The 21,397-nt window shown below is 69.8% G+C and carries 17 protein-coding genes and 2 pseudogenes; 10 read left to right on the top strand and 9 right to left on the bottom strand.

Going from position 1 to position 21,397, the window contains the following annotated elements; translation table 11 throughout:
- Positions 1-47: 47 nt before the first annotated feature.
- Positions 48-1,508: an amidase family protein gene (locus tag C3492_RS39775; protein WP_103817476.1), complete on the top strand. Its 1,461-nt coding sequence runs from the start codon at positions 48-50 to the stop codon at positions 1,506-1,508.
- A gap of 627 nt (positions 1,509-2,135) precedes the next feature.
- Positions 2,136-4,043: a SpoIIE family protein phosphatase gene (locus C3492_RS39780; RefSeq protein WP_258056181.1), complete on the top strand. Its 1,908-nt coding sequence runs from the start codon at positions 2,136-2,138 to the stop codon at positions 4,041-4,043.
- 617 nt (positions 4,044-4,660) lie between these two features.
- Here C3492_RS39780 and C3492_RS39785 read toward each other — a convergent pair.
- The 3 genes from C3492_RS39785 to C3492_RS39795 form a co-directional block, all read right to left on the bottom strand.
- Complete coding sequence (locus C3492_RS39785; RefSeq protein WP_103817478.1) at positions 4,661-5,404, bottom strand: SOS response-associated peptidase; 744 nt, start codon at positions 5,402-5,404, stop codon at positions 4,661-4,663.
- 293 nt (positions 5,405-5,697) lie between these two features.
- Positions 5,698-6,096: a hypothetical protein gene (locus tag C3492_RS39790; RefSeq protein WP_103817479.1), complete on the bottom strand. Its 399-nt coding sequence runs from the start codon at positions 6,094-6,096 to the stop codon at positions 5,698-5,700.
- Complete coding sequence (locus C3492_RS39795; RefSeq protein ID WP_103817480.1) at positions 6,096-6,371, bottom strand: hypothetical protein; 276 nt, start codon at positions 6,369-6,371, stop codon at positions 6,096-6,098. Before C3492_RS39795 ends, C3492_RS39790 begins: the two co-directional genes overlap by 1 nt.
- A 333-nt stretch (positions 6,372-6,704) precedes the next feature.
- Between C3492_RS39795 and C3492_RS39800 the strand changes: the two genes are divergently transcribed.
- Entirely contained in the window at positions 6,705-7,034 is a 330-nt protein-coding gene (locus C3492_RS39800) for a DUF6234 family protein (RefSeq protein WP_103817481.1), read from the top strand.
- A gap of 118 nt (positions 7,035-7,152) precedes the next feature.
- Here the strand turns inward: C3492_RS39800 and C3492_RS39805 are convergent, their stop codons facing one another.
- Positions 7,153-7,419 carry a hypothetical protein gene (locus tag C3492_RS39805; protein ID WP_146075789.1) on the bottom strand — a complete coding sequence of 89 codons (267 nt, stop codon included), beginning with the start codon at positions 7,417-7,419 and terminating at the stop codon, positions 7,153-7,155.
- A 367-nt stretch (positions 7,420-7,786) separates the two neighbouring features.
- Between C3492_RS39805 and C3492_RS39810 the strand changes: the two genes are divergently transcribed.
- Positions 7,787-8,023 (top strand): hypothetical protein, encoded by a 237-nt coding sequence (locus tag C3492_RS39810; RefSeq protein WP_103817483.1) that lies wholly within the window; start codon positions 7,787-7,789, stop codon positions 8,021-8,023.
- Positions 8,024-9,271: 1,248 nt separating this feature from the next.
- Here the strand turns inward: C3492_RS39810 and C3492_RS44355 are convergent.
- The 3 genes and pseudogenes from C3492_RS44355 to C3492_RS39825 form a co-directional block, all read right to left on the bottom strand.
- On the bottom strand, positions 9,272-9,517 hold the full coding sequence (locus C3492_RS44355) for a hypothetical protein (protein WP_146075790.1): 246 nt from the start codon (positions 9,515-9,517) through the stop codon (positions 9,272-9,274).
- Positions 9,518-9,521: 4 nt separating this feature from the next.
- Positions 9,522-10,001, bottom strand: a complete 480-nt coding sequence (locus C3492_RS39820; protein WP_258056180.1) for a hypothetical protein — start codon at positions 9,999-10,001, stop codon at positions 9,522-9,524.
- Positions 10,002-10,163: 162 nt separating this feature from the next.
- A pseudogene (locus C3492_RS39825) lies at positions 10,164-10,420 on the bottom strand (transposase family protein); the annotation flags it as partial.
- A 452-nt stretch (positions 10,421-10,872) separates the two neighbouring features.
- Here C3492_RS39825 and C3492_RS39835 point away from each other — a divergent pair.
- Positions 10,873-12,093 carry a CdaR family transcriptional regulator gene (locus tag C3492_RS39835; RefSeq protein ID WP_146075791.1) on the top strand — a complete coding sequence of 407 codons (1,221 nt, stop codon included), beginning with the start codon at positions 10,873-10,875 and terminating at the stop codon, positions 12,091-12,093.
- A gap of 63 nt (positions 12,094-12,156) precedes the next feature.
- Here C3492_RS39835 and C3492_RS39840 read toward each other — a convergent pair whose 3' ends face one another.
- The gene (locus C3492_RS39840) at positions 12,157-12,708 is read right to left on the bottom strand and encodes an HdeD family acid-resistance protein (RefSeq protein ID WP_103817485.1); all 552 of its coding nucleotides are present in this window, start codon (positions 12,706-12,708) and stop codon (positions 12,157-12,159) included.
- A 266-nt stretch (positions 12,709-12,974) separates the two neighbouring features.
- Here C3492_RS39840 and C3492_RS39845 point away from each other — a divergent pair, with 266 nt between their 5' ends.
- The 5 genes from C3492_RS39845 to C3492_RS39865 all read left to right on the top strand — a co-directional run bounded on the left by C3492_RS39845 (position 12,975) and on the right by C3492_RS39865 (position 18,923).
- On the top strand, positions 12,975-13,475 hold the full coding sequence (locus tag C3492_RS39845; RefSeq protein ID WP_103817486.1) for a hypothetical protein: 501 nt from the start codon (positions 12,975-12,977) through the stop codon (positions 13,473-13,475).
- Positions 13,476-13,696: 221 nt separating this feature from the next.
- Entirely contained in the window at positions 13,697-14,890 is a 1,194-nt protein-coding gene (locus tag C3492_RS39850) for a CdaR family transcriptional regulator (RefSeq protein ID WP_103817487.1), read from the top strand.
- 265 nt (positions 14,891-15,155) lie between these two features.
- A complete protein-coding gene (locus C3492_RS39855; RefSeq protein WP_103817488.1) occupies positions 15,156-16,001 on the top strand; it encodes an alpha/beta hydrolase in 846 nt (281 codons plus the stop codon).
- A 113-nt stretch (positions 16,002-16,114) separates the two neighbouring features.
- Positions 16,115-17,848: a thiamine pyrophosphate-dependent enzyme gene (locus tag C3492_RS39860; protein WP_103817489.1), complete on the top strand. Its 1,734-nt coding sequence runs from the start codon at positions 16,115-16,117 to the stop codon at positions 17,846-17,848.
- 31 nt (positions 17,849-17,879) lie between these two features.
- Positions 17,880-18,923, top strand: a complete 1,044-nt coding sequence (locus C3492_RS39865) for a catalase (RefSeq protein ID WP_103817490.1) — start codon at positions 17,880-17,882, stop codon at positions 18,921-18,923.
- A 550-nt stretch (positions 18,924-19,473) separates the two neighbouring features.
- Here the strand turns inward: C3492_RS39865 and C3492_RS39875 are convergent.
- Positions 19,474-20,613: pseudogene (locus C3492_RS39875) on the bottom strand (IS701 family transposase); the annotation flags it as partial.
- Between the last annotated feature and the right edge of the window lie 784 nt (positions 20,614-21,397).

Here is a 21,397-nt window from a genome sequence, read left to right on the forward strand (position 1 = left end):
TGTGCCGGTCAATGGCAGACGGCCTTTCCAAAGCAAGAGAGGTAATCATGCAGGACGAGGTATTCTCCGTCGGTGCGGTGCCGGCTTCGGGGGACGACGAACTGGCCGAACTTGGTGTGGCTGCTGCGGCCGCCGCGATCCGTGACGGCGACATCACGTCCGAGTCGTACGCGGCAGCGCTTCTGCGGCGCGCGCGGGAGAATTCGGATCTCAATTCGTTCATCACGATAGACGAATCCGCTGTGCTTACTGCGGCCAGGGATGCGGACAAGGCGCGCGCGGCGGGTTCCCGCGCTCCTTTCCTCGGCGTTCCGATCGGGGTGAAGGACAGCTACGCGACACGTGGGCTTCGCACAACGCTGGGAGTCGAGGCTCTGGGAGGTTTCGTGCCGACAGAAGACTCCGACGTGGTCGGCTCGATCAAGGACGCCGGCGGTATCGTCTTCGGCAAGATCAACCTTGTTGAGATGTCGTTCGGGCTGACGGGACACAACAGCCGCTATGGACAGGTGAAGAATCCCTACAACAACGACCATGTGCCGGGAGGGTCTTCGAGTGGCTCCGGAGCATCTGTCGCGGCCCGCCTCGTGCCTGCGGCGCTGGGGGGCGACACGGTCGGTTCTATCAGGGTTCCCGCCTCGCTGTGTGGGGTGGTGGGATTCAAGCCGACCACGGGTCGGTGGCCGAGGGGTGGCGTCGCGCCCATTTCGCACACGCTCGACACGACAGGCGTCCTGGCGCGTAGCGTGGAAGACTGCGCGCTGATCGACCAGGTCGTCATGAAGGATGCAGCAGCTCCCCGTTCTCATCGGTCCGGTCTGCAGGGGGCGAGGTTCGCTTATGCTCCCCGGCAGTACATGGAGTTGCTCGATCCTGGGACCGAAGCGCATTTCAAGAATGCGCTCCTGCGTCTGCAGGATGCTGGTGCCGAGGTCGTCGAGGTCGATCTCGGTGAGGACTTCTCGCCGCTGGCGGACAGGTTGACGTGGAACCTGTTCTTCCGTGAGACGATGGAGTCCGTGACGGAATTCCTCCGGCAGAACGACTTCCCGGTTTCCTTCGATGAAATCTACAACGGACTCAAGCCCGAGCTCAAAGAGGTGTGGAGCCATCTCGTGCTGCCGAGTGGGCAGGGATATCTGTCGCAGGAGGCCTACGAGGCGACACTGTCCGTCGAGCGCCCGGAACTCCAGCGCCGGCTCGGTAAGGTCTTCACGCACGGGTTCGATGCGCTGCTCTTTCCGACGACGCCCTGTCCCGCACCGCTGATCGAGCACCGGACGAACTTCAGGGTCGCGGGCGAAGAAGTCAGTGACCTGTTTCTCGCGAAGAACACCGTTCCCACCAGTGGCGCGGGTCTGCCTGGCATCAGCATTCCCATCGGTCTGACCGCTCACGGCCTGCCCGTCGGGCTGGAGATCGACGGCGCACATGGCCATGACAGAGAGCTCCTGGACCTGGTACGTCACGTAGAGTCCGTTTTCGACACCCTGCCCGCACCCGCGTGAAGGACTGCGCGCCACCCCTCAACGGAATGCTCCGGGCGCACATCAGCCGGAATCCGTGACCCCCAGAACTGGCGCCCGATCGCCGTCACAGCCTGACCGCCGCCGCGCCCCTTGCCGATGGTGGCCCGGAGTTCGAAAGGCTCCGGGCCACCATCGAAAGACAGCGACAGAATGCAAGCAGGACATTTCGGCGTGACGAGGCGACCGACTGTTCGGCGATTGGATGCAATGGTCGGCCTACACGCCGACTTCGGCTGAACCGCCGATATGAACTAACCCGGCAACCACTGTCTGGCCTGCGAACTCGCAGTGACGGCAGTAGGCTGGGACGAGATACCGACGCGCCCAGGCGGCAAGACGATGAATCCGATCGAATCCCGGAACCGTACTCAGCACGTACCCTCGGACGAGTGGGGTAGGCAAGGCTTTTTGCTCACAGCGGCCAGGAAGTTGGTGCGCGATGTCGATGCGGCCGCAGTGACGGTGTTTCTCCCATCTTCCGACGCGCCCGAGCTCCGCGCGGCAGTGGTAGCCGTCACTCCATTGGGTACGGGATCCGTCGAACGGGTCTCGGTCGATGACGACGTATACCCTTCGGCCCGAGCTTGGCGAACGAAGTCCGTGGCCATGGCGCAATCCTTGGATGTCGTGTCGGTCCATCCAGACCTTTCAGTGTTCGCGCCATTTCCGCTTCAGACGGCTGCGGCACCCATTTCCGTCAAGGCGCGCACATTCGGGGTAGTCACCGCTTATTGGCCCATTTCTCGCAGCGGGATCACGCAGGCGGACATCGATCGACTGGTCGCGGAGGCGGCCGGCCTGGCGGCTGATTTCGAACGGCTGGCCGAGCAGAGTACGTCACTGGAACCCCCTGTAGTGCCATACGTCGTAACCGCCGAGGATGACGACACTGCAGCGAACAGCCTGACACCCCACACGGTTCCCCTGATTTATCACGTACACAAGCTGGCCATGCTTCTGAGGGGTGCCGAGCGTACGAGCGAAGCGATCGAACTGGCCATGGAAAGAGTGATGGGCGGGTTCTCTGCCCGGGCTGCGGTCATCAGCCTCACAGACGGAGACCGGCTGCACGTAGCCGACGCAGCCGGTTGTTCAAGGGAATTTCTCGGTGAGGCGGACGGGGCCTTGCTGCGGAAGAGCACCCCGGAAACTCAGGCTGTCATCGGACAGCGATGCGCGGTCTACGCCGCCACCGACCGCCGGACTCACGGCCGGCTGGCGGAGCAGGCATTGGATGAGGCTTGCGTCTGGGTGGTACTTCCCCTGTTGGCCGGCGGCCGATCGGTGGGCGCACTGTCCATGGCATTCGAACACCGGCATCAGGACGTCGTTGCACGGCAGCCCACTCTCACGGCTCTGGCCACGGTGCTGGCGCAAGCGGTGGAGCGTACACACTTGCACGAGGCCCGGCATGCACTGGTCGAGAAGCTGCAGCAGGCGTTGCTGCCTAGGATGCTGCCACAACCTGCCGGTGTCGTCAGCACCGGCAGATACGCCTGTGCCACAAGTGGGATCGAAATGGGTGGGGATTGGTACGACCTGCTCATCCTTCCCAGTGGAGGCGTCGCCATGGTGATCGGTGACGTAGAGGGCCACAATCCGGATGCCGCGGTCGTGATGGGGCAGCTCGACAGTGCCGTTCGCGCCTATGCCAACGAGGGTCATGATCCTGGGGTCGTACTCGAGCGGGCCAACGACCTCCTGATCGGCTTGGACACGGACCTGTTCGCCACCTGCTGTTGCGTGTGGCTGGACCCTGATACGGGCGTGGCGCAGATCGCCAGTGCCGGCCATCCGCTGCCGCTCGTCCACACCGGTGAAGGCATGATGCCTCCGCCGGACGATCTCCGCATCGGGATGCCGCTTGGCATCGATCCAGAAGCGCGTTACGAGGTCACCGAGTTGACGTGCAATCCTGACACGATCTTCGCCTGTTTCACGGACGGTCTGATCCGTACCGGGAGCGAAACCGTCTCCGAGAGGCTGGCGGCCGTCGTGGCGGGCGACGTGGATATCGAGTCTCTCGGTGACCAGATAATGAGTGATTTCAAGAGGCGGCAGGCCGAGCATGCCGACGATGCGGCGCTCCTTCTAGTCCGCTATGAAGGACCCTCAAGTGAGGCGCAGCGCACAGTACGCCAACTCAAGATCCATCGTCGAGACCTCCAGGGCGCGCAACGCACGCGCAGGCGGCTCAGAGAGTGGCTGGAACTGTGGCACCTGTCCGACATGGCCGATGAGCAAGAACTGCTGGTGTCGGAAGTCGTCACCAACGGTCTGGTCCATGGGGACAGCGACGTGTACGTCGTCGTGCGCAGGTATCCCGATCGGGTCCGCACAGAAGTGCGGGACAGCGATCCCCACCGCGCAGTGCCGGTGACGGTGCCGCGCAAGGAAGACGAAGCCGAAGGAGGCCGAGGGCTGATGATTGTTTCCGCGCTGGCTTCTGCGTGGGGCAACTCGCCCAGCGGCAGAGGCAAAACCGTATGGTTCGAACTGCCCGTACCTGCGTAATCAGATGACGCGCCGGCCCGCGCCCGGTCGGACGACAACCTGGACGATGACGCTTTGACGGACCCCGGATCGGGCTCGATGCGGTGCGCAGGCTGCGTTCAGCAGTAGGTCGGCCGCCGGCAGCGTACGCAGAACCGGTCTGCGTGCTCCTGGATCGCCTGCCTCGGCATTACCGGCCGGACGCAGGACGAAGTCGACGCCGCGTCGCACTCTCCACCGAGCAGAGGCAGTTGGGCGCCGACGGCTCGCCGATGTGCAACCGCGCACGGGCGAGCCGGCCTTCTGTGACTGGACTGGCGACCGGTCCTGAGCCCGGCAGCATGTCGACGTCAGTGCGGACGCGGTGCGGCCTGGCCGGGTCTGCCACCGTCCTGCCGCATCTCGGGGCGACGTCGACTGTCCGTTGACCCAGTGACCGGCCGGAGAGGCCATGGACGATCTCGTCGATGCGGTGCACGACGACGTTTCCGAGGCTCCACACAGCACGGCTGTGGCCGGCGGGGGCCACAGGGTTGGGACAGCCAATGGGCGGCACCCCGCTTGGGGATGCCGCCCGCCGTCTCGATGCCGTGGCCGGTCCGGCTACCTGCATCATCGCGGTGCGACCCTCGCTGCGGTTACAGGCTGACCGGGTCGAGGAGCTGGGGGCCGTTGTTGCGGACGTTGTTGACGGCCGTGGAGACGGGGCGAGCGTCGAGTTGCCCGTCGGCGGGCTGGCCGAGGAGAGCCCGCAGTTCGTCCGGGTCCTGATGCGTGGGGTCGAGCCAGGCCTGGTAGTGGTCCTCGGTGAGGGCGAGGGGCATGCGCGGGTGTACGCGGCCGGCTGCGTCGGTGGCCTCGGTGGTGATGATGGTGCAGGTCATCAGCCAGGCGGCCGGGTCGTCGTCTGGGGCGACGGCCGGATCGCGCCAGTACTCGTACAGCCCGGCCAGCGCCATCACCTGGCCGTCCTCCGGGTGGATGAAGAACGGCTGCTTGCGCACCTTGCCGGTGACCGGGTCCTTACCCGGCTGCCACTCGTAGAAGCCGTCCGCCGGGAGCAGGCAGCGGCGTGTGCGGAACGCACGGCGGAACGCCGGTTTCTCATGGACGGTCTCCACCCTGGCGTTGATCATCCGCGCGCCGATCTTCGGCTCTTTCGCCCAGGACGGCACCAGGCTCCAGCGCAGCGGCCGCAGCTCCCTCACCGGCGCCGCACCACCGCCCTCGTCGCGCCGGGCGCGTTCCAGGACGGCCCACACCTCGTCGGTCGGCGCGACGTTCAAGCTCGGCGCGAGCGCCTCCGTCGTAGGCCACTGGGCGGCATGGAACAGCTGCGCCAGGTCCTGCAGGCTGCGGGTGGCAACGTATCGACCGCACATGCGGCCACTCTCTCACCGCCGCGCCGGACGTTCGGCGCGGCGCCGGGCGGTCGAGTCCCGGCGGGTCCAACAGCCAAACGGGCACGCGTGAGCCTGCTGGTGTCATCGACTCCAGGGACCAGGACGCCCCCCCGTGTGCTCCTCGTTGACCGGGCACCCGGACAGCGTTTTCGCCGCCCGGCGGATACCGTCGCTCCTGCCTCGGGTGTGTCAGGACCGCGAGGTTGGGGGTCGGCCCCTTCTTGCCGTGCGCCCTGGTACGGGGCAGCGCCGCCGGACGGTGCGCCAGCCGGTTACTGGCCGGGGTGGACGGCCTGGACGCCGGTGCCGGCGTACGTCTTCGGCGTCAGGGTGAGCAGAAATCGGCCGCTCGGGTGGGCGGGAGAGGGGCGGGCGGCGTGGATGGCGTGGATGGTGGCCCAGGAGTGCCCGAAGCGCAGCAGTTCGGTGGCGGTGACCGCGGCGTCGGTGTCGAACGCCTCGATCCGGATGAACCGCAAGCCCTTGATGTAGCTGAGCAGGCCCGGCCGCTCGCTGTCCCCGGCCGTGAGCGACAGGACCGGCGCGTACAGGTCACCGAGTCCGCCGGAGGCCTGGACGTAGAACGCGGCGACCGCCTCGTTGAACGGGTCCTTCGGGTTGTACAGCGCCGCGGCGGTCGTGTGGTCCAAAACGACCGCGATCGCCCCCACTACGCGGCCGCCTGCGGGTTGTGCGCAGTGGCGCCCAGGCGCTCCAGCAGGGTGCGGGCCTTCGCCTCTGCCTCCTCGCTCGGCGCGCTGCCCAGGGCGGAGGCGAGCTCGGCGCGGGCCAGCTCGGCACGCTCGGCGTACTCGGCCTTCGTCGGGGTGCCCTGCGCGAGGTCCTCCACCAGGGCCCGGATGGTCGTGCCGTGCTCGGCCGCCAGCTGGGCCAGCCGGTCCCGCGCGGCCGCGCTGACCTTGATGCTCGTCTCGTCTGCTGCCATACACCGACTCTACCGCCGCTCCTCTACTGCCGGTAGAGAAATGGTGTCTGTGTGGCCCCGGCTTCTCGGACGCCCGGCGCCTATGCGCGGCAGAAGAACTTCGGCGGGCAGGCCGGGCCTCTGGCTGGTCTCCCCGTCGAGAGTGCTCCCTGGTCGTCACGGCCGCCTGAGCCCTGCGTTGTCCGGGGTCGCGTGTCACGGCGGCGTGACGGGCCTGCCGGCGCAGCGGTCAGCCCGGACCGGGAACACTGGCTTGGCAATCGATGACCGACGGGCAGGGCATGAGTATGTGTACTCAGGCCCCGGCCGGGTGTGCAGGCAGAGGCTTGACCCATGGACAACCATGCACCAGCCCGCCGTAGTACGGGCGAAGATGCGCTCTTCGCCGTTCTGTTGTGGTTACTGGACGCCATCGTCGGAACCGTCGCCCTGCTGACGGGGCTGGCACAGACCGACTTCAATTCTTTCGAGCCGGACCCCCATGTGTCGCTGACGCCGGTTTTCGCCTGCGTGGGAGGGTTCGGGGGCCTGGTACTCCTCTCGGCGATCGGCTTGTCCCGGCTGGGATACCGGCTGAGTGTGGCGGCGCAGACGGTAGCCGCTGTCGCGACACTGGCCTTCTGTGCCGCCGCGATGAGCGGGCACCTCGCTCTGACCAGTTGAGCTTGTACGCGTGGTGTCCGCGGTCGGTGGAGCGGGCCGGGTGCTGAAGGCTCTGCCCCGCCCTGCCAAGGCGCGGACCCTGGCCGGCGATCCGCCCGCGCTGGTGGATCCGTCGGGGTCAGGCCAGGGCGTTGCGCAGGTAGGCGGGCAGTGTCTGGCAGATCGCCGGATCCGCTTGCCAGCCGGGGTCCGCGAGCTGGCCGGGGGTGATGACGTGCTGGCTGCCGTCGTCGGTGCGGACGACGACGCGGAACGTCTCACCCTGGATGGAGCGGCCGGCGAGGTACGCGGCGAGGACGGTCCGGCCCAGTTCGGCGGGGTCCGCGCCGGTGACCGCGCGGCCGAAGTCCTTGCAGATCCACACGCGGCTGAACCGTTCGTGCATCAGGATCTCCCACCGCACGCAAGCGGGAACGTCTTCGCGTAACACAACCCCGATCATGCCCATGCAGGCCGGCCTCACCCACCGCTACCTGCGAGTACTGGCCGGAAAACGCGCCCCTTCCACCCCTGCCGGGAAACAGGTGCGTGCGGTGTGCCGCGCTCCTCGGCGCAGCCGTCGGCCGCACGGTGGCTTCCTGAGCGACGCCGGGTGCGGAACCGGGGGAGCCGACCGGACTGCGGGCAGGGTGGGCTCCCGGCCGGCGCCATCGGTGACCTAGGGGTCCGTAGAAGGCGCCCCGGCGGCCGGCCGGCCCCGCGGGGCCGTGTCCGATGTGGCATGCAAATCGAACACCCGCTCTAATACCGGTATGGACGTGACCGACTTCCCCGACGACCTGGTGCAGACGCAAGCCGCCTTCAACGCCACCTACCAAGCGCTCGCCGCACCCGGCCCGCGCGACACCACCGCCCTGCGCCGCCGCCTGCTGCGCCTGTCCGTACGGCTGTGGTGGCACCCCTACTGGCAGACCGCCCCCTCGGTGCAGGCGGCGCGCTGCGAGCTGCGCCGGCTGGCCCGTGCCCGGCAAGCCGTCCAGGCCGCATGACCCTGCGCCCGGCTACCAGCGCCTCCCGAGCTGGTCCAGCTGGGCTTTGTCGCATCCGGTCCGCTTCCCGTGGTCCCGCGCCGGTCCGCGCCGGGCGCCGTCGCCTCCCCCGCTGCCCCACGACTTCGCCCCCGGCCACGCCGTGCCCCGCCACGCCGCCCCCCGGACAGCCGGTCCTGGACCGCCCGGCCGCCGCCGAGTCCACCGCCGTCCTGCGCCGGCCCCGCCAGCACACCCCTCCCGGTCCGCTCTCATCCCGCGCGACCCCAGGCCGGCCCCGGCCGTACCGTGCCGTCGGCGCGGCCGACGACGGCTGCGCCGCTCGAGGAATGTTGCGAGCGAGCACGTCCCGCCCGGCCGCGTTGAGCATGACCTGCCGGGTCCGTGCAACGGCGCGGGGCTCAGCGGCGCGGGGTAGGAGCCGGGCCGCGCCACGCGGGCGTCCATACGCCGGCGGCCGACCCGATGTTCACTGGCCGGGCTGGACGGCTGCACACCGGTGCCCGCGCGGTGTGAGCAGGATCCGCCCGCCGGGGGGGACCACGCTCCTCAAGGCCGGTGAGCGTGCTCAGAGCAGCCACACCATCACCGGCGCCTGGATGCGATGGAGGGCATCGGCGGCGCAGCAGCCGCGAGCCATCGGTGTGCACTGGTCTGCTGCGCGTTGCTACGAGGTCTTCACAACAGGACACTTCCTGACCGTCCCGGGGGGCCGACTCGCCCACCCGTCCGGTCCGGGGCACGCTGGGAGGGCGTGAGCAGTGCGCCGATCGTCGTGCACCGGCCCTCCAGCTCGGGCGGCCGGAGAGTCATCGTGCACAGTCACGGCCACGACGAGAGCCTCGGCACCGCCTACAGCGACCAGGACCTGGTCGTGTTCCTCGAGGGCGCCGGCGTCGCCGACCCCCGAGGCCATCCTGGACGACTCGCAGTGGGTGGAGCGGCGCGGCGGCCCTGCCCACGAGTTCAGCGCCGTCTGACGTCCGAGCGGCGGCAAGGGCCGGACGGGGCCCTTCTGCTCGGCCGCGGTGGCTACTCCCAGCGGTGGAACACAGTCCGGGCGCCGCGGCGGCCGCCGCGGCGCGATGGCGGTCTTCCTTGCGCGGCTGCCCGTCGGCTGTCTGCGGGGGAGCGGTCCGTGCAGGGGGCCGGGGCACCGCCGTGGTTGCCTGGCTCGGCGGGCGGCTGTTCTTGCTGGCCTCCTCGGTCCCGTAGAGCTGTACCTACTGGTCCTCTCGACCCGGGCTTTCACAAGGGACGCTCATGAGCAGTGCCGAGTCGGCACGTTTCGATGCCGTGGCCGCTGCCGAACAGATCCGTCAGACGACTCTCGACCTCGGCGTGCACGGAGACCAGACGCTTCTGCCAGCGCAGGCAGGAAGTGAGGGCGTCCGACGAGTTCCCCCGGCAGGCCTGTTGCCCGACGAGCTGACCGACCGAGGCAACGCCAAACTGTTCGCGCGTCTGTACAGCGACCGCTTCCGCCAGTGCCAAGTGCTCAGCGGGCGAACGCTTCGGTCAGGCGTACCGGGTAGCCGTCCTCTTCTATCAAGACGACGGTGACGCCGAACGGGTTGGGGTGGTCCAGCTCGAGCGGGGTGAAGGAAAAGTCCACCGCGGCCTGGATCGGCGGCAGCAGTTCGCCGCCGGGCTGCGGCGCGGGGACCGGCCTGCAGTCCGGGGTGACCGAAGCCCAGCCCTCGAAACCGCGGGACAGGAGCTGCTCGGTGTAGGGGAACTGGTGCAGGACGTGCCCGTCGCGCGTGGCGAGCACCATGTTCAGGCACGGCGCCGGGCCGATGATCGGCAGCTCGAAGGCAGCGGCGACGTCGTGAGTCGCCCAGGCCAGGACCACCTCGTCCGCGCGGGCCGCCGCGGCGACGTTCGAGAGTTCCGCGATCCCGGTGAGCGCGTCCTGACCGACCTTGAGGGGGCGGGCCCAGATCATCCCGACCAGTTCGCCACGCACCAGCGGCATGATGAGCGGCCGCGGGACCGTACCTTCGCCCAGACCTGCGGTATACGCGCCCTTCGCTGCGCTGCAGCGCGTCCCACATCCGTGCGTCCATGAAAGCCCTCTTGTCTCCGCTGTCCGTGATCACAGCCGACCCTGACACGCGGAGTGATGCAGCGAGCTTCTTCAGCCTTGCCGCTCCAAAGTGATGATGGCTTTGGCGATTGACGTCATGCGGTTGGGGCTGCAGCGGAATCTGCGGAAGATCCGCCAGGACTCCGGCGTGCGACGCCGCGTTCGACCGGTGCCCGTGCCGCCGCCAGGGCCCGGTTGACGGTCTTCTCGGCGAGGGTGAGTTCCTGCAGGGGCCTGCGTTTGATGCCGGTGGTCACCCAGGGGCCACCGCCCTGGTAAGCGAGATCGGCCAGGATGGGGACGCCCTGGCCGATCTCGCGGACGCGCTCTCCCGCACGGACGGGCAGTCAATCGGCTCCGCGGGAATCGCCACGGCCGTCGCGGTGGCGTTCGCCCTCTTCGCCTGGTGGGGACTCCTCCGCTTGCGCCTGGAACTCACCACGGACACGATCGTCATGGTGAACCCTGGGCACCCAACGCCTGCCATGGTCACAGGTCAGCGCGGTGAGCCTCGGCAACCGGGGTGCCCGGTTCCACACCCGCGGACGGATTCACGTACACCGCGCACGCCCTGAGCGGCCTGGCGGCCGGTACCCGGCAGGACGGCCGCTTCGCCGCCGTGCGGCAGGCCGTCGACACCCGACTCCGCGAGAGGGCGGCACTGGGCCTGACAGTGCCATGAAGTCCGGCGTGACCTCTGGGCGGCGGTGGCTCGACGGAGCCCGGAGGGCTCAGGTAGGGATGTGGAAGGATCGGGTCTGTGAGTGTGCTTCCCCCGTCCGGAACGGGTGCGAGTGCCGGTGCCTCAGGCGGTGGTGAACTGCGGCGGGTTCTGGAGCGCTTCGACGTCGGCGTCGTTGTGCGCCGGATTGAGGCCGGGTTCGGCCGGTTGCCGGCCTACACCGCGTTCGAGTGGCCGGTGGACCGGACGGCCGTGGTGCGCTGGAACGTCGACCTCATACTGCGCTGGATGGTCAACGGGATCCCGCCGGACAGTTACCTCCGGTCCGAACTGCATGAGTTCCTGCGCGCCCGAGCCGTCGCCGGCCAGCCGATCGAGGACAGCATCCTGGTCTACCGCCGTGGTGCGCGGATGCTCTGGGAGGCACTGCTCGACCTGGCGGACGACGAGGACCGGGCGGTGCTCGTCGCGGAGTGGGACACGGTCTGGGGCTGTCTGGAGGACTACCTCGACATGGTCGTGGACGTGTTCGCGCGGGCCTACGCCGACCAGCAGGACGTGCCGTCCACAGCCGGAGACCGGCGCGCCCGAGCCCTGTTCGACCGGTTGTGCGCGCGGCTGCCGGTCACGGTCGAGGACCAGGACCGGGCTGCCCGGCTCGGGTTCGACCTGGCGGAACCGTACCGCCCCTTCACCGGGCTGCTGGCCGGGGCCACGGTCGGCTCGCACGCCGATCTCGCGTCGCGGCTGCGCACAGCAGGGGCTCTCGCCTTCACCGAGGGGGTCCGGGTGACCGGACTGACACCGCCCGGGTTCGGCTGGCAGGCGTTTCTCGACGACCCCCGGCTGATCCTGGCCCAGGACCCGCCACTGGCCCGCGACCGGCTCGGCGCGGCGGTCGACAGCCTGCGCGCGTTGCTCGCGATCGCGGCCCGCTCGGGACGTCGGGGCCGGATACACGCCGACGACTACCTGCCCGAATTGCTGCTGGCCGACTCGCCGGAAGCCTCCGACCGGATCGTCCGGCGGGTCTTCGGTCCGCTGGAGCAGGCCGAAGCCGTGGATCTGGCGGACACCCTGCGGTGCCTCGCCGTCCACGGCTTCGACAGCACGACGGCCGCGGCCGCGCTGCCGGTGCACCGCAACACGCTGCTGTACCGGATGGGCCGGATCGAGAAGCTGACCGGTCTGTCGCTCAAGGACCAGCGGGACCGCACCCTCGTGCTGCTCGCGGTCACCTGGGAGACCGTCGCTGCGGCCCTGCAGTCGCCCTCGGGGCGGCCGGACACCTTCGACTAGGTCCTGTCTCTCCACCGGGGACCCGTCCGGCCGGGCGGCGGACCAACCCCACAGCGGACGGGGTCAGGCCGGACGGGCGATGCCCCGGATCCGGCGTGCCAGGCCGAGCTGCATGGCACCGAGCATGATCAGCCACAGCCCGGCCAGGAAGGACAGCGTCAGCAGCGACAGCCCCGGCCAGACCAGCAGCGTCAGGCCGGCCAGGACACCGAGCAGCCCGATGAAGACGTTCCATGCCCGTCCGGGCAGGCCGGGATGGTCGACGGCCGCGAACACGGCGGTGAAACCGTCCACGATCCAGTAGACGCCGAGCAGCAGCCCCAGCGCGAGCACCGTGATCAGAACGTGCCGGACCACGTACAGCCCGAGCAGCAGGCTCACCACGCCGAGGACCGCGGTGAGGGTGCGGGCGCTACCGGTCTCCCCCATGCTCGCCGATCCCACCAGCCGGAAGACCCCGGTGGCGATCATCTGCGAACCGAAGACCACCGCGAGAACGACGAGGGTCGGACCTGGCCACGCCACGGATACGACGCCGGTGACGATCGAGACCAGCCCGAAGAGCAGATGCCAGGTCCAGGAGCCGCCCAGGCGGGCGACGGGGCTTTTGTTCATGCCGCGAAGCTATCGGCGCTCTCGTTGGGCGAGCTCCCAAAAACCCACCGGGCCTTCGTGCCCTCGCACAGGGCGGAAGGGCGTTCAATGGAGCGGACAGAACGCGCTTCTGGTGGGGATCCCGTACCGGTGTCGGTCACGCGCCGGACACCGGCCGCGGTTCCGGTGCGGCCCCTGCGGGCAGTGGCCACCGGGGCAGTGCCGGAGCGTCGCGGAAGCTGTCCGGAAAGACCTGTTCCAGTTGCCTAGGCGGAGAGTGCGAGGACATGGCCGGTCCCGTTGACTGGGAAAGCTTCGGCGTGATGACCGGAGGCGCCAGCGGTGCCCTCACCGGCCTGTTGTTCGTCGCGGTTTCCCTCAACGCCAACAGGATCGCCAGACACCCGGTGCTGCGTGCGATCGCGGCGCAGACCCTCGTGCTGTTCCTTGCGCCGCTGGTCATGGCGACGCTTCTGCTGGTGCCCCGCCAGGCCGACTGGGCCCTGGGCGCCGAGCTCATGGCCGCCGGGCTGGCCGGGGGCCTGAGCCTGCTGGCCATCGGGCGACGCAGGCGCCGTCCGGTCACCGCCGACAAGCGGCTGACCGGCCTCTTCGACCGCCGTGACACCAGCATCGTCGTGATGCTGCTGTTCGTGGCCGGCGGAGCCGTCCTGGCGTCTAGCGGGTCCGCCGGGCTCTACCTGCTGCTGCCCGCCTCGCTCGTGGCGTTCGTCAGCGGGGTGTTGAGCGCATGGAACTTCCTGCTCCCGCCGCCGGACATGCTGTAGCGGTCTCGCGCCGACGGCCCGTGCCCGACGGGCGCCAACAACACCAGGGCCGACGGTGACCACGGCAGCGGCCACACCCCCGTCCACCGGTCGTCGCCCCCCGGCGCACCGGCCGCACCGGACATCCCTGTGCGCCGGCCGCCACCGGCTGCCCATGCGGCGGCTGCCCCCCGTGCACCGGCGAGAACCGGACCGCACCGAGCATCTGGAAGGTAACAACCATGTACGCCACGCCCCGGGCCGGCGTCGGGCCCGCGGTGGCCGGGCGGCTGCCCGGCGTACTCCAGGACCTGGACAGCGAGGCGCTGGCACGGCAGTTGGCCCGCGATCTGAGCGACACCCCAGCCGGACGAATACCTGGCCACGGCTCCCAGGCGGAAGCCATGGAGGACATCATCCGCCGCAGCCTGGAACTGGTCAGGAACTGGCTGCTGAGCGGACAGGAGCCCGGCGGGGACGTGCTGTCGGACCTGTACGAGGCGGCGCGCGAGGCGGCGCGGCACGACCTCACCGTGGCGGACGCGATCCGTGCCTGCTGCGGTGTGGCGCGGGCGGTGCGGAGCACCGTGACGGAGGCCGGCCCGCCCGAGGGCGGTGCCTGGCCGCCGCCTCACCTGGAGGTGCCGTGGGCGTTCCTCGACATGGCCCTGACGACCGTCACGCGGGCGTTCGCCGACCAGCGGGACCTGCCGTCCGCCGACGGCGACTCCCGGGCGGCGACTCTGTTCGCCCGGATCTGCGCCCGGTCGGCGACGACCATCGAGGACCTCGACCGGGCGGAGCGGCTGGGCTTCGACCTCGCCGGCCCCCACTGCCCGTTCGTCGCCGCGATCGACGGCGGCTCGGCCGCCGCGCACGCCGGCCTGGCGGCGCGTCTGCGGTCCGCGGGCGCACTCGCCTGCACACAGGGGCACCGCGTCGCCGGGCTGACCGGTCCGGGCTTCGACTGGGCGGGCTTCCTCGCCGACAGCAGGCTGATCCTCGCCGCCGAGTCGGCCACCGGCGCCGCCGGGCTCGCGGAAGCGGTCGGCAACCTGCACGACCTGGTCACCCTGGCGGGCCGGGCCGGACGCCGGGGACGGATCCGCCCTGACGACTTCCTGACGGAGCTCATGCTCGCCAACTCACCCCGGCTGGCCGAGGACATCGTGCGGCGGGTCCTCGGCCGGCTGGACGCCGAGGACCCCTCCGGGACGTTGTCGCAGACGCTGCGGTGCCTGGCCGCGCACGGCTTCAACCGGACCGCCGCAGCGGCAGCGCTCCCGGCCCACCGCAACACCCTGCTCTACCGCATCAACCGGATCGAGAAGCTGACCGGTCTCGACCTCGACCGGCACGCACACCGCGAACTCGCCCGGCTGGCCGTCGTCTGGAGAGACACGACAGGCGGCGACACCCTGGGCCGGCCCGAGTGAGAGCCGGCGGCGGCCGCCGGGTGCACCGACGGGGCCCGGCCCCGGAACAGGTTCCGGGCGGCCGGTGTCGGACGAAGACGCGCCCCGGCACCGCTTGCGGTCGGCACCTTCGACTCAGCTGCCGTCAGGGGGTGTCGCGGTGCACAACAGCCGGTCGAATCCTTGGCCCCGTGCACAGCGCGAGCGGTGTCACGCTGACGGCGGCAGGTCAGAACCGGCCGGGCGTGCGCCCTGACGGCTGCCGTAGCGACGGAGGGATGCGGGCATGACTTCTGCACCGAACACGATCGTCCTGATCCACGGCCTGTGGATGACGCCGCTCGCCTGGGAGCACTGGGCGGCCCGGTACGAGGAGCGGGGCTTCACCGTGCTCACGCCCGGATACCCGGGGATCGAGCCGGGGGAGGCCGGGGTGGCGGCGCTCCGCGAGGACGCCTCGGCGATCGCCGGTGTCGGGGTGCGCGAGGTGCTGGATCATCTCACCGCCGTCATCGGGAAACTCGACTCCCCGCCGATCATCATGGGGCACTCGTTCGGTGGGACGTTCGCCCAGCTCCTGGTGGGCGCCGGGCTCGGGGCGGCCGGAGTGTCGATCGACGGCGCCGCGGTCAAGGGCGTGAACGCGATGCCGTTCTCGGAGCTCCGCTCGGTCCTGCCGGTCCTGAAGAACCCGGCGAACGCACACCGGGCCGTCCCCCTGACGGCCGAGCAGTTCCACTACGCCTTCACCAACACCCTGGACGAGGACGCCTCCCGGCGGGCCTACGACCGTTACGCCGTGCCGACGCCGGCCCGCATCCTCTTCCAGGGCGGCCTCGCGGCCGTCACCCCGCACGCGACCACGACCTTCGACTTCGCCGACGGTGACCGGGCGCCGCTGCTGTTCGTCTCCGGCGGCAGCGACCACATCCTGCCCCCGGTCGTCCAGCGGCAGAACTACGAGAAGAACGCGAAGCACTCGACGGCGGTCACCGCCCACACCGTCTTCGACGGCCGCGACCACTTCACCTGCGGCGAGCCCGGCTGGGAGGCCGTCGCCGACTTCGCCCTCGACTGGGCACTGAGCCCGCGCGCCGGAGTCCTCGACGCCACGCCCGGCGAAACCCGCTGACTGGACCCCGATCCGGGTCGGGGTCCGACCCCGAACCCGCCCCGACCTCGAACCCGACGAGACGGCTGACACAGCTGACCCTGCTGAGAACGGCTGAGAGCGGAGACACCTCCATGTCGAAAACGGTGGCCGACGGCCTGTGGGAGATGCTGGTCAGCGCGGGTGTACGGCGCTGCTACGGCATCGTCGGCGACGCACTGAACCCGGTGGTGGACGCGATGCGCCGCAATGGCCAGGTCGACTTCGTGCACGTGCGCAACGAGGAGTTCGGCGTCTTCGCCGCGGTCGCGGAGGCGAAACTGACGGGGCATCCGGTAGCCGTGTGCGGGACGGCAGGCCCAGGGGTGGCACACCTGATCAACGGCATGCTGGACGCCTTGAAGGAGAAGGTGCCCGTCATCGTCCTGGCCGGCGACACCGAAACCGGCCTGATGGACAGCGATACCGTCGAGGAGCTGAACCCGTACCGGTTCTTCGCGTCCGCGGCGGTCTACGTGGGCCGGCTGGTCAATCCCGGCCAGCTCCGCACCGTCGTGACCTCGGCGGTGACGGCCGCGGTGACCCGGGGCGGCCCCGCGGTCGTCGCACTGCCCGGTGACATCGCGGCGGCCCGCGCACCGAAGGACCGCTACGAGATCCGGCTGCCCCGGCCGGTCCGCACACCGGCCGGAGCGGAGGACCTCGCCGCCATGGCCGAGCTGATCAACGCGGCGGGCACGGTGGCGGTCTTCGGCGGCCAGGGCTGCGCCGGGGCGCACGCGGAGGTGACGGCGCTGGCCGGAAAACTTGGCGCACCGGTCGGCTACTCCCTCAAGGGCAAGCAGTTCCTCGAACACGACAACGCGAACGCGGTCGGCATGACCGGTCTCCTCGGCTACGGCGGCTGCCATCACGCGCTGCAGCACGCGGACGTGCTGCTGATGCTCGGCACCGACTTCCCGTTCAGCAGCTTCTTGCCACACGGCGGGACCAGGATCATCCAGGTCGACCACGAACCGGAGCGGCTCGGCAGACGCGTACCGGTCGACCTGGCCGTGGCAGGCGACGTACGGGCGACCGTGGCCGCGCTGCTGCCACTGGTCGCACCGAGGTCCGACGGCGGGTTCCTGGCCCGCTGTGTGGAGGAGACCGAGCGGTTCCACCGCAGGATGCGGCACTACGCGGAGAAAGGGCCGTGGATCAGACCCATCAGGCCGGAGTACCTCGCCACCGTCCTCAGCGACCTCGCCGACGAGGACGCGCTGTTCTTCGCGGACACCGGCACCCCTGTCATCTGGGCGGCCCGGCACATCAGGTACGGGCCGCAGAGGCGGCTGTTCGGATCGTTCTCGTGGGCATCTATGGCCACCGCTTCACCCGGCGCGTTCGGAGCGCAACTGGCCTTTCCCGGACGACAGACGATCGCGCTGTGCGGCGACGGCGGGTTCACCATGCTCGCACTCGGCGACCTGCTCACGGAGGTACAGCGCCGACTGCCCGTCGTCCACATCGTGCTGAACAACAGCGGCCTGGACTTCGTCAAGATCGAGCAACAGGAAGCCGGCTTGGTCCCGTTCGGGACCGACTTCGCCAACCCGGACTTCGCCGCCGTCGCCGAGGCCATGGGCGCCAAGGGCATCCGCATCGAAGACCCCGCCGACGTGGCGGACGGCCTCGCGGCCGCGCTGTCCCACACCGGCGGCCCGGTCGTCGTCGACGTCCTCGTCGACCCCTACGCCCTCGCGGTCCCCGCACACGTCCCCGCCGGCACAGCCGCCGGATTCACGCTCAGCGCGGCACGGCAGATCCTCGCCGGCCGCCTCGACGACGTCATCGACAGCGCCACCCACAACGCCCGAATCATCTGAACGGCCGCCCGGTCGACGGAGGAGACGCCCCATGACAGACAGCCACGATTCCCCGCCGAACGCACCGGACGCGACGCCCGGCGACTGGCGCGAGATCTACCACGGCGGCTCACCGGAGGCCGAGGAGGCCCACTTCCGTGACCTGGCGGACATCATCGTCAGCGTCCAGCGGACCAACAAGCGGAAATCCGGCACGCAGGTCTCCCGCCGCACGTTCCACGCCAAGATCGTCGTCGGTGTGGACAACGCCGAAATCGCCTTCCGGACCGATCTGCCCGCCGACCTGTGGGCCGGAGACTTCACCGCCGGGGCCCGGCTGCCGGCCGTCGTCCGGCTGTCCAACGCCAGCGGCACCGTCCGGCCCGACAGCAGCCCCGACCTCCGCGGCGCGGCACTGAAGCTGACTCTCCCCGGTGGCGGCGAACACGACCTCCTCATGACCAGCTATCCAGTCTCCCACGCCCGCGACGCCACCCAGTTCGTGGAGATCGCGAGGATCGGCGCCGGACCCAAACCCCTGGTCCTGCCCCGCATGCTGGCGAGGCTCGGCCCTTCGGAGACCACTCGCGTCCTCCGCAACCTCAGGCAGGCCAACCGTCCCTCGCCCGGCCTGGCCCTGGAGTCCTACTGGAGCCGCGGGGCCGTCCTGTGGGGCGACACAGGCCCCGTCAGGTTCCGCCTCAGCCCACTCGGCCCACTCGACGGCCCCGCCCCGGCGTCCAACCCGCCGCCGGACCCGGTCGACGGCCTCCAGGCCGACTTCGCCGCCCGGCTGAGCGACGCGTCGGTCCGGTTCGCCCTGCACATCCAGAAGTACGTCAGCGAGAGGCTGACACCGATCGAGGACGGGGCGGTCGAATGGAAGGAGAGCGATTCGCCCTGGCTCGCCGTGGCCACCCTGACGATTCCCGCCCAGAACACCCTCGACGCGAAGGGCCGGGCCACCCGCGACCACGTCGACACTCTCGCCTTCAACCCTTGGCACGCCCCGGCAAAGTTCCGCCCCCTCGGCAACCTCAACCGCGCCCGCCGCACGGTCTACGCGGCCAGCGCCAGGGAGTGGCACGCCCGGTAGCGGGTGCGCCGAGTCCCGACCCGCCCTGCCCTCCTCCACATGCCGATCGACGGCACGGGGCGGCTCGGATCACCCATGGGGGGCGGCCCGGCCGCCCGTCCGGCCGCGTTGATGTTGCCGACTCCCGGGGCTCCGATCTGCTGAAACGGTGCACAAACCGCTCATGCACGGCTTCCAGTTCACCCGCCCACACCCTGACATCAGCAAGGTCCCCATCCATAACCACACCAACGACCAACCTGGCCACCAGTCACGGCAAACACCGTTGCAGTACTAGTACTCCAGCAGCACTTTGACGTTTTCCCTGTTCAGGAGCGGTCTGGGTGAGTGTAGAGGGCTGATGGCCGGCCTGTGATCTCTTTCCCGGGCCTCCCCTCGACCGTGTGCAGCCGCCGCTGATAGTGGCAGCGGCGGGCGACGGCTTGGCGTCGTCTGCGCCAGTGTGACCATCTCAGTGCGCGTGCGCTGATGAGGTGCTGGTGAACGGCGAGGGGTGGGTGGCCAGTTGCCAGGAGCCGCCGAACTTCTGCCACGGTGAGGGGCGCCAGGCAGGAACCGTTTCTGCTGCCCCTTTTGCCGCGGCGTCGGCGGCCATGACGGCCAGGAAGGCATGCGCCAGTATGGCCAGGGTGATGTGCCGCATCCAGCCGGTGTAGCGGCGGACTTCGTACTGGTCGAGGCCGCACTCGTTCTTGGCGGCCTGGAAGGCTTCCTCGATGGCCCAGCGCGTCCCGGCGACACGGACCAGGTGCTCGACCGTGGTGCCGAGTGGTGCGTAGGCGAGGTAGTAGGCGATCTCGTCGGGCTTGCTGATGCTGCGTCGGGCCAGTGCCCACCGCTGGTGGGTGGGCATCTCGCCGTCGAAGTCCTCGATGGCCGTGATCTGCAGGGCCGCCCAGTGGTAGACGCGTGGGCCCTTCGCGCCGTTCCCGCACTAACGTCGCTCCCACGCTTCGCCGGGGGCCTGGGAGAAGAGGTGATCGATGCGTCCGAAGTTCGGCACCTGCTGTGACTTGGGGACCGCGAGGACATAGCCCAGGCCGGTCTCCTCCAGCATGCGGCGCAGCCGCCACTCCTGGCCGTAGGCCGCGTCCGCGGTCACCCAGGCGATCGGCAGCGGCGAGGCGATAGCCCGCAGCACCATGGCCTTGGCCAGGTCGGGTTTGGTGGCGAAGGTCCGCTGCTCGGGGATATGGGCGGCGCGGCAGCGGTCGCGGTCGTCGGTCCAGGACTTGGGCAGGTACAACTCGCGGTCCACCAGGGCGCGTCCGCGTGTGGTGGCGTAGGCGGCGAACACGCCGATCTGGCAGTTCTCGGTGCGGCCGGCGGTGCCGGAGTACTGGCGCTGCACGCCGGCCGAGGTGGTGCCCTTCTTGAGGAATCCGGTGTCGTCGAGGATGAGGATGCCGTCGGGCTCGCCGAGCCGTTCGGCTACGTAGTGCTGGAGGTCGTCGCGGAGTTCGTCGGCGTCCCAGCGGGCGCCGTTGAGGAGCCGCTGGAGGCGGTCGGGGGTGCGGTGTCCGGCGTATTCGGCCAGCTGCCAGCCATTTTTGCGGCCGACCGGGCCCAGTAGTCCGCGGATGTAGTCACGCATCCGGCGGCGCGGCTCGACGCGCCTGAAGCGGTGGCCGGTACGCAGGAGCAGTTCCTCGAGTTCGTCGTTCCAGATCTCAACTGCACGCTCGTCGATCACGTCGGGAGGCTGCCCGGACTGCTGCCACTATCAGCGGCGGCTGCACACGATCGAGGGGAGGCCCGGGAAAGAGATCACAGGCCGGCCATCAGCCCTCTACACTCACCCAGACCGCTCCTGAACAGGGAAAACGTCAAAGTGCTGCTGGAGTACTAGTCCTCGATGACGGCGCGCTGGCGGCGGCCCAGGAGGTCCTCCTCCAGTTCGTCCAGGGGGCAACATCTTCACGTTGATGCTCAGCATCGGACAGCGGATGCCGTACCGTGGCCGGACGTTCTCGTCGTAGTCGGTGACCGCCTCGACGGCCCAGTCCATCACCGACAGCACGTTCCGCCGCCGTGGTGGCTGGCACTTCTTCGCCTTGCCATGGCGGAGGTTGAGCGTGGCGTCTCGCCGAGCTGCTGGTCGCGGCCGGGTCGGGGCACCCGTGGGAGGGTCTGCGGTTCACGGCGCCGTGGTCACGGGCACCGCTCGACGTCATCCTCGTCGAGCCCGATCTGGTCGCCGAGATGGAAGTGGATACTGCCCAGGAGCGAGGAGCCTGGCGGCACCCGGTGCGGTTCGCGCGGCTCCGAGAGGACATGGCACCGCAGGACGTCCCCGCTTTCGGGCAGGGGACTGTACCGCCGGCCGCTGGGTGACCGCGACCGTCAGCCGGCCGGCCCAGTGGGGGAGCGCCCTCGGCTGCCTGGCGCTTTACGCCTCACCACCTGAGCATGACTCCATTCAGGCGGCCGCCTTGCCCACCAGGTGCCGGCATCGACTGCATGACCCGACTCAA

It is taken from the genome of Streptomyces sp. Ru62, from assembly GCF_002920615.1.
Taxonomy (GTDB): Bacteria; Actinomycetota; Actinomycetes; order Streptomycetales; family Streptomycetaceae; genus Streptomyces.

Coding starts and splice junctions, on each gene's coding strand:
- C3492_RS39775 (WP_103817476.1), top strand. CDS start 48: ATGCAGGACGAGGTATTCTCCGTCGGTGCGGTGCCGGCTTCGGGGGAC.
- C3492_RS39780 (WP_258056181.1), top strand. CDS start 2,136: ATGGCGCAATCCTTGGATGTCGTGTCGGTCCATCCAGACCTTTCAGTG.
- C3492_RS39785 (WP_103817478.1), bottom strand. CDS start 5,404: ATGTGCGGTCGATACGTTGCCACCCGCAGCCTGCAGGACCTGGCGCAG.
- C3492_RS39795 (WP_103817480.1), bottom strand. CDS start 6,371: ATGGCAGCAGACGAGACGAGCATCAAGGTCAGCGCGGCCGCGCGGGAC.
- C3492_RS39800 (WP_103817481.1), top strand. CDS start 6,705: ATGGACAACCATGCACCAGCCCGCCGTAGTACGGGCGAAGATGCGCTC.
- C3492_RS39805 (WP_146075789.1), bottom strand. CDS start 7,419: ATGCACGAACGGTTCAGCCGCGTGTGGATCTGCAAGGACTTCGGCCGC.
- C3492_RS39810 (WP_103817483.1), top strand. CDS start 7,787: ATGGACGTGACCGACTTCCCCGACGACCTGGTGCAGACGCAAGCCGCC.
- C3492_RS39820 (WP_258056180.1), bottom strand. CDS start 10,001: ATGCCGCTGGTGCGTGGCGAACTGGTCGGGATGATCTGGGCCCGCCCC.
- C3492_RS39840 (WP_103817485.1), bottom strand. CDS start 12,708: ATGAACAAAAGCCCCGTCGCCCGCCTGGGCGGCTCCTGGACCTGGCAT.
- C3492_RS39845 (WP_103817486.1), top strand. CDS start 12,975: ATGGCCGGTCCCGTTGACTGGGAAAGCTTCGGCGTGATGACCGGAGGC.
- C3492_RS39850 (WP_103817487.1), top strand. CDS start 13,697: ATGTACGCCACGCCCCGGGCCGGCGTCGGGCCCGCGGTGGCCGGGCGG.
- C3492_RS39855 (WP_103817488.1), top strand. CDS start 15,156: ATGACTTCTGCACCGAACACGATCGTCCTGATCCACGGCCTGTGGATG.
- C3492_RS39860 (WP_103817489.1), top strand. CDS start 16,115: ATGTCGAAAACGGTGGCCGACGGCCTGTGGGAGATGCTGGTCAGCGCG.
- C3492_RS39865 (WP_103817490.1), top strand. CDS start 17,880: ATGACAGACAGCCACGATTCCCCGCCGAACGCACCGGACGCGACGCCC.